At 47.7% G+C, this 7,952-nt stretch carries 8 protein-coding genes; all 8 read left to right on the forward strand.

Annotation, left to right across the window (positions count from 1 at the left end; all coding sequences use genetic code 11):
- A partial coding sequence (gene nudC / locus D7Y06_RS22545; RefSeq protein ID WP_243119460.1) for an NAD(+) diphosphatase occupies positions 1-794 on the forward strand: 794 nt, incomplete at its 5' end.
- Between the two features lie 339 nt (positions 795-1,133).
- The gene (locus tag D7Y06_RS22550; RefSeq protein WP_120409815.1) at positions 1,134-1,727 is read left to right on the forward strand and encodes a LytR/AlgR family response regulator transcription factor; all 594 of its coding nucleotides are present in this window, start codon (positions 1,134-1,136) and stop codon (positions 1,725-1,727) included.
- Positions 1,728-1,743: 16 nt separating this feature from the next.
- Entirely contained in the window at positions 1,744-2,160 is a 417-nt protein-coding gene (locus D7Y06_RS22555; protein ID WP_120409816.1) for a GPW/gp25 family protein, read from the forward strand.
- Entirely contained in the window at positions 2,150-3,784 is a 1,635-nt protein-coding gene (locus D7Y06_RS22560; protein WP_120409817.1) for a hypothetical protein, read from the forward strand. Before D7Y06_RS22555 ends, D7Y06_RS22560 begins: the two co-directional genes overlap by 11 nt.
- Positions 3,684-5,144, forward strand: a complete 1,461-nt coding sequence (locus D7Y06_RS22565; protein ID WP_120409818.1) for a hypothetical protein — start codon at positions 3,684-3,686, stop codon at positions 5,142-5,144. The genes D7Y06_RS22560 and D7Y06_RS22565 overlap by 101 nt, the downstream gene beginning before the upstream one ends.
- Positions 5,107-6,939 carry a hypothetical protein gene (locus D7Y06_RS22570; RefSeq protein ID WP_120409819.1) on the forward strand — a complete coding sequence of 611 codons (1,833 nt, stop codon included), beginning with the start codon at positions 5,107-5,109 and terminating at the stop codon, positions 6,937-6,939. The genes D7Y06_RS22565 and D7Y06_RS22570 overlap by 38 nt, the downstream gene beginning before the upstream one ends.
- 80 nt (positions 6,940-7,019) lie before the next feature.
- The gene (locus D7Y06_RS27760; RefSeq protein ID WP_256387249.1) at positions 7,020-7,151 is read left to right on the forward strand and encodes a hypothetical protein; all 132 of its coding nucleotides are present in this window, start codon (positions 7,020-7,022) and stop codon (positions 7,149-7,151) included.
- A gap of 16 nt (positions 7,152-7,167) precedes the next feature.
- Positions 7,168-7,952 (forward strand): phage tail protein (locus D7Y06_RS22575; protein WP_147415748.1); only part of this gene is annotated, 785 nt, incomplete at its 3' end.

Raw genomic sequence — 7,952 nt, forward strand, 5'->3', positions numbered from 1 at the left:
AAACCTCGCGTTATGAGCATTGCCCGGCAGAAATACCCTGCTGGTGGCTAGATGCCGGGATGCAGCATTTGCGGGATATGGGGGACGGGCATAGGAGCCTCCCGTCCTTCCGGGATTTGGGGCATCCGGCAGGAAAAATGGAAAGCAGGGCGGTATTCCTGTTCCGGGCGGGCAGGGAGCCCGTTTACCTGCTGGGGCAGGAGGTAAACGGATGCCGGGGGCTTGGGTATTTCCCCATCTGTGAATTAAAAGACGTCCTGCCGGAGTGGGTTTTCTTTGCCGGGGCCACGGCCCTGCACTTAAGCCGCTGGTATGAAGGGAACAGGTATTGCGGCAGGTGCGGCGGGAGAATGGAAAGGAAGCCAGGGCAGAGGACGCTTGCCTGCCCGGAGTGCGGGAATACGGTATATCCCGGCATTGCCCCGGTGGTAATGGTGGCGGTCACGGACGGGGACAGGCTGCTGATGACAAAATATGCAGACCGCTCCCTCCCGCAGTGGGTACTCATATCCGGTTTCGTGGAGGCGGGGGAGACGCTGGAGGAAGCGGCGGAGAGGGAGGCCTATGAGGAGACAGGCATCCGCATCCGGGATTTGCAGTATTTTGGCAGCCAGCCGTGGGGGTTCTCCGGCTCCGTGATCGCAGGCTATACCGCAAGGCTGGACGACCCTGATGAAATCCGCCTTGACAGGAAAGAACTGGCGGAGGCAGAGTGGCATCTGCGTTCCAGACTTCCGGATGAATTGACGGATATCAGTATTGCCCATGAGATGATTGAATCATTGAGGCTTTAGAGGAAAGGCTGGATAAAGATAGTTTACTGTACTAAGGATAAAGAGGAAGAGGGCTCACAGGCCCTTTTTCTATGTGCGGCGGTCTGCCTTTTCAGAAGGCAGGCCGGGCGGCCTGATTTGGAAAGCGGGGAAATAAGAGGTAATATGCTTACACGGTGGTTTGCGTTTCCACCATATCGGACGAATGGCGAAAAACTTTAGGGCTGATTTTGAAATTTCCGTACTGCATTTATGCCTTTCGTTCCATTTTATATGCCTTTCGTTCCCTGCATCCCAAAATAACAGAAAATCTGCCGATAAATTAAGTGGGGCTGAAACAGAAATCCGAGGTGATGAATTTTGAATATAGCATTAGTCGATGATGAGGAAGCCATCAGAGAGCAGATTGGCGGATTCATAAAAAAACGGAATCCCGATTTTGATATAAGCGGTTTTGACACGGGGGAAGGACTGCTTGCGGCAGGAAAGGATTTTGACATTATCTTCCTCGATATACAGATGGAGGGCATGGGCGGCATTGAGGCGGCGAGGACACTCCGGCAGTCCGGCGTGGATGCGGTGGTCATCTTCATTACGGGAATCAGGGAATATGTGTTTGAGGCTTTTGACGTGTCGGCATTCCACTACCTGTTAAAGCCGATTGAGGAACAGAAATTCATGGAGGTGCTTGGCAGGGCGGCGGAGGAAGCCGGGAAAAGGAAGGGGCAGAGGGAAAAGCAGATATTCATACGGGCGAAAAACCAGGGGTATACGCTTAACCTAAACAGCATCCTGTATATTGAGAGCAGAGGGAAGAAGGTGGAAATAAAACTGGAGTCCGACGGAAAAGCAGCGTTTTCCGGAAAGACAGTGTCCATAGAGGCTGCTTCCTCCCTGAAGGGTTCAAGCAGCGGTATGCTTTCCCTGGAGGGAAAACCTGTAAAACTGGGATAAGAGGGGAGGGATTTATGTGGAACAAAAGGCAAATTTAGGGAGAGGAATTAAATTTCCCATAGGGGTAAACAGTGCCACGGGACGTTTTCTTATGTCCCAGGAAGAAGAAAATGTAAAGGAATCCATCTATATGATTCTTATGACTCAGCGGGGAGAACGTTTCGTCCGGCCGGAGTTTGGGAGCAGTCTTTTATCCTGCACCTTTATGGACACTTCGGATACAGAGATTCACATGGCGGCAAGGACGCTTAGAGATGCCATTGAGGAGCAGGAACCCCGGGTGTTTCAGGTGGAGGTGAACACGGAGAAAAAACTGCACAGGGGCTGTGTGATTTTTTATGTGTCATACCGCATCCGCAGGACAAATGTGAGGGAAAATCTGGTATTTCCTTTCTATCTCTATACCCGGGAGGGAGGAGTGGATGAGGGATAAAATTTACGGTTTGGGCCGGGACGAAGTCTTAGGGAGAATAAAAAAATTGGCGGATTCTTATACGCCGGAGTGGAAATTTGACACAAAAAATCCCGATGCAGGCTCTGCCATCGGAATGATTTTTGCAGAGCAGACAATAGATAACCTGGAAATGCTGCATATCCTGTTTGAAAATTATCACAGGGAATTTGTAAATCTCTTTGGAATTTCCTTAAAGCCTGCAAGCCCTGGATTTGGGGCGGCATTTATTTCGGGGGAAGGCGCATCTTCTAACCCTGTCTTAAAAGGGACTTCCCTTGTAGGGGAGGATGTATTTGGGGATGAAATTGTCTTTGAGACACTCCATGATTTATTTGCCGTAAATGCAGAGCTTTGTAGTGTGATTTTCTGCTCTCCCAGAAAAGATAAAAAAATACCTTTCCGGGGAAGTTTCCTTACTATGGACTTTGGAAAAGAAAAACCCATACCGGCCTTGGGGGAAGAGGAGGGATTGGGAGAGGAAATTCCTTTTTTCTGCGACAGGGGGAAAAGCATTGGAACACAGGCCCTTATGCTTTATCATTCCCATCTTTTTGAGATTCAGGAACAAGATTTTTCCATCCGTTTTTATGGGGAGGAGGATTCTAAGTATCTGGCAGAGCTCTTTACGGACAATAGCCGCTTCCGCTTTTTTTATGTGGATGATTCCCAGGCGGTTCCCTTTAAACAAGTGTATGTGAAGGGGGATGCTGTGGTTCTTGTGCCTTTTTCCCATGGGAATATACAAAAAATTTTTCTCGTTTTGGAATCTTTTCTGATAGAAGATATTCGGATTTCTGACATTGAGCTGGCAGCCTGTGACCCGGTCATGGAGCCGGATTTTGTATGGGACGGGACAAGGGAGCTTTCCGCAAGGGAATTTCATCCCTTTGGGGAGGAATTGGCCCCCTACAGGGAATGTTATGTGGGGCAGCAGAGCCTGATGGATTACTCCGGAGGAAAATTGTGGATGGAATTTGAACTTTCCTTTGAAGAATTTACGGCCAGGCGGCCGGAGGAGGCTGCGGATCTTCGCCTTATCAAACGGCGTCCCAGACAAAAAATCACCCCGGTGGAATATGACTGCTATATGGACGAAGTGTCATTTGAGTACTTTAACGGCACAGGATTTCGGAAGTTAGAATGCGATATGGAAGTTGGAAAAATTTTCTCCGGGGAGGGCTGCCAGGGCAAATACCAAATCTTTTTTGATATGCCAAAGGATTGGGAGGGCATCACTGCCGGAGGGTATGAACAGAGATGCATCCTTTTAAAGGGCGTAAGGGCGGATAACTGTTATCTTCCCAATGTGAAATACCACTATCCAGTGATAAGGAATCTCCGTTTTGGAATCCAGTACAGGGAAGAAAATTTAAGGCCGGAGAAAGTCACTGCTTTCCGGGGAATTTCAGACAGGGATATCACAGAAGACATTAAAAAGAAACAGCCTGTTACCGCATTTTTCGGACAGGAAAAATCTCCCGACAGGATGTATCTGGGATTTTGTGGAAAATTTCAGGGAGGGCCTGTATTTTCAGGTGGAGGAAAAGCAGAATTGGGAAGATGCCTCCCTTGTTTGGTTTTATTCCAGCAAAAAGGGATTTAAGCCTCTCCAGGTGACAGACCATACAAAAAATCTCAGGAAATCCGGGGTACTTTTGTTTATGCCCCCTGGGGATATGGAAGAACTGGAAATAGAGGGCTCCCGCTGTTATTGGATTGGGGTGGAGGATGCCAAAGGATTTTATTCCCGAAAACATACTTCGCCCCCTGTGGTAAAACGTATCTTTGTAAACGCCGTGGAAATACAAAATATGGAGACTTTGGAAGAGCAGGAGTATTTTGCGGACTTTTCCCCCTTAAACAGGAGGTTTCCCCTGTATGCCAATCATATTTTACATGCCAAGGTGTGGGTAAATGAAAAGGGGGCGCTGTCCCAGGAGGAGATGAAAGGGTTATTAAAGTCTTGTCCCGAAAATGTCAGGGCAGAGTATAATGTCCTGGGTGAAATCGAAGAGTTTTATGTACTGTGGCAGGAGGCGGAGGAGTTTGAACTTTCGGAAAATCCAAGAAGTTACCGGATTGACAGAGGGACAAGTGAACTTATTTTCGGGGAGGGGATACAAGGGGCAGCTGCTAAAAACAGGGATAGCGCCGCATTTAAAGTGCAGGTGACCCGGTGCAGCGGAGAGAGAGGTAACCTTGCACCTTTCAGCAGTTTAAGGTTCCGTGGCCATTTGGGCCTTATGAAACATATGGAAACCACGGGAAAAATCACCGGGGGATGGGACATGGAAGGGCCCGGGGATGCTTTAAAACGGGGAAGCCATGTGATAAGCGGGAGGAAACGCCTTGTCTCCCTGGCAGATTATGAGCGGGAGGCCATGTTTTTTTCCCGCTCCATCCATAAGGTTTCCTGTGTTCCAGGGAAAAACGGAAAGATAACCATGGTGCTTCTGATGAAAGATTATAAGGAGGGTTCCCATGGGTTTTACGCTGTAAGGAATGGATTAAAAAATCACTTTATGGCCCAGTGTGAGATAACCTGTAAAGAAGAGGGAATTGAAATTGTGGAGCCGGTGTTTGTGGAAATTTCCGTAAAGCTCTGGGTAACTGCAAAGGATATGGGGGAGAGTATTGAGGTTAGTCAGAAATGGCTGAAAGGAATTGAATGTTACTTAGAGCCTGTGGGAGAGGGGGAACATAAGGGGTGGGAGATAGGGAAACTCCCTGGCAAAAGCCAGTTGAAAATGTGGTTAAGCTCTGTGGAATCCGGACGGATTTGCCATATTAGTGCCAGCGCCAGGTATCAGATGGGGGGACTTGATTATGAGGTGGATTTGGAAGAACTGGAATGTCTGCCCTCTATGGTATGTGTAAATGGAAAACATGAGGTATTTGTTTCTGCAGAGAGAAAAGAGGGTTCGCATGATTGCCTTAAAAAATATGAAAGACAAATCTTATGAGGAATTTTTGGAGGAGGCCCTTGCAAAAATTCCGCTCTATTACAGGGAGTGGACAAGTTATCATCCTTCTGATCCGGGAATTACTATGTTGGAAAACCTTTCCGCATTCTCGGCATTAAAAAGGCAGGAGTTTAGCCAGGTTACAGAGGATGTGCAGTTTAAACTTCTTCGGCTTGCGGGGTTTTCCCGGGGGAGGGGTACGCCTTCCCGTTGTCTGCTCTCCTGTAAAGATACTTATGATACCGGCATAAATCTTCCCAGGGGGCAAAAAATCTATGCAGGGGATGTATGCTTTGAGACAGAGGATGAGGAGGAATTATATCGTGGGGAAATTACTGGGGTGTATGTTACAAATCAGGGGAAAAGACACTGCTTAAACGCTCTTGTAACGGAATACGGTATCCCCGGGGGCACAGAGATTTTCGGGGAGAACCCAGAGGGGGGAGAAGAGGTGTATTTTCTCTTTCCAAAGATTCCCGCCAAAAAGAGATTTTTTTCCTTTTATGTGGAAGTGTCCCAGAGTTTTGAAAGGGCTTCCTTTTCGATGGAAGATGTAAAAGCCTTTGCCTCTTTAAGCTGGCAGATGTACACAGACAGGGGGTTTACAGAGGTAAAAACCGAGGACGGGACATGCCTGTTTTTAAAAAGCGGGATGGTACGGGTACATTTCCCGGAGGAGGGACTCTGTCAGGAACCGGAAAAGGGCTGTTATATGATCCGGTGTACCCTTAAGTCTTCTTCCTACGATATCCCACCCAAGGTAAGCCTGGTCAGGGGAATCTTTGCAGAAGTGTGTCAGAGGGATACAAAATCAGCCGTCCTTCTTTTCCAGGGGGAGAGGAAGATTTCTGCGGAACATTTTTTATTTAAGTCCAAAGAATTTCAGGTTTTTGTGGAGGAGGAGCCGGAGAAATTTTACCTATGGGAAAAAGACACGGCGTACCAATGGGAGGAGGCGGGGGAGTGGGGGATAAACCTTACCTTTCCCCGGGCCCCTCAGGGAAAACAGGTGATGGTAATCTGCCTGGAGGAAGAAATAATGCCTTTCCGGAATCTGGGGATTCTTTACGGATACGATAACCAGGAGTTTTTTCTGCCGCCTTTTTCCAGGGTGTACGGCGGTGACTTTTCCCTTCTCATTGAGGAGAGGGGAGAGGATGGAAGAATATTTTACCACAAGGTTTTTCCGGAATGCAGCAGGGACGGGGAAGTATGTTATACCTTAGAGGAAGAGAGCGGGAAAATTACCGTAACAGACTGCGGCGGCTGTGAGGGGGCAAGGGTACTGCTGGGGGATTACAGCCTCTATCAGGGCGGGGAAGGATGTGCGGTAAAAGGGGCAGGGTTTACTTTAACATACAGGGAGAAGAAATTTGAACTGGAAAATTGTCTGGAGGTTTTACCAGGAAAATTTGGGGAAACCATGGAGGAAGTGCACAAAAGGTTTCTGCTTGATCTGCGCAAGCCTTACACCATGGTGACGGCACAAGACTGCCAATATCTGGTAAAAAACATTCCGGGACTTTCCGTGGATAAGGCAGGGGTGTTGGTTTCCCCGGAGAAAAATGAAATCAAACTGGTGGTAAAGCCAAACAGCCGGGAATTTTGCCCCCGGTTATCCTCCCTTTATAAAACCATACTATGTAATTATTTAGAAAAATACAGGATACTAAATACAAAAATCTCTGTGGAAGGGCCGAAATATGTGCCCATTCATGTCCACGGAGCAGTTGTGGTGAAAAAACAGTATGAAAAGGGTGAGGAAACTGTGAAGGATTTTTTTATGATATCTTAGACGGGACAGGTCCAAAGGGAAATTTTGGCGGGACTCTATCTTTTCACAAGATATATCACGGATTGGGAAAACTTGCCTGTGTGGCTGAAATCAGGGAATTGTCCCTTCGCCCGGGAATTGGGGGGGCGGAGACACAGGGCCTTGATATCTGTCTTGCAGGTAATGCCCTGTATTATCCTGGGGAAGTGGACATAGAGTTTAGCCGCACATAAATCTTGGGAGGTAAATATGGCAGAAGAGAGAAATTACACAGTGGGATTCTACAGGTTAAAAAAAGCATACACACATGGCTTTTCCATATCTCCTGAGGGCGTATTATACCTGGAGAGGGGGGAGGGCCACTTTCTTGTCCTTGGTGTCTTTAACAGTTACCGGAAAGGTTATGCCTGGGGAAGGCTGCACTTTCAGGCAGAACTTCCGAAAGGCAGTATCTGCATTGTACGGGGGTTTGCCGTAGAGGGGGAGGAGGCCGCACAGGAGATCAATGGTTACCTCCTGGATAATTCCGGCTCCTATGGGGAAAAAAAGCAGTATTTTATCCATTTAGGGGAGCTGGAATCTGTAAACCATTCAGATATTCTTTTATATAAACTTGCCGGGCAGTACCTTTTTCTCAGCCTTGAAATTTTAGGGGAGGGGGAGGGATGCATCAAGGATATGGTTCTCTATAACCCGGGGGATAATTTTATGCAGACATTTCCGGAAATATATCAGGAGCCGGGAGGTTTTTTCCACCGCTATATGTCTGTTTTTTCCACCTTGTACTTTGAAATGGGGCAGGCCATGGAGGGGATGGAAACATATCTTGATGTTAATCTTGCCCCTGATTTTATGCTCCCGAATCTGGCCCGGTGGCTTGGGATAGATATTCCCCAGGGGCTGTTAGAGGAAAATACATTCCGAAAGTTTTTAAGAGAGGCATATGACTTAAACAGGAGGAAAGGCACAAAGGAGGCCATGAGCCGCATTGTGGAGCTGATGCTTGGAGTAAAACCGGTGATTGTGGAGGGAAA

Origin of the sequence: Roseburia sp. 1XD42-69, assembly GCF_003612565.1 — a bacterium.
GTDB lineage: Bacteria > Bacillota > Clostridia > Lachnospirales > Lachnospiraceae > Roseburia_B.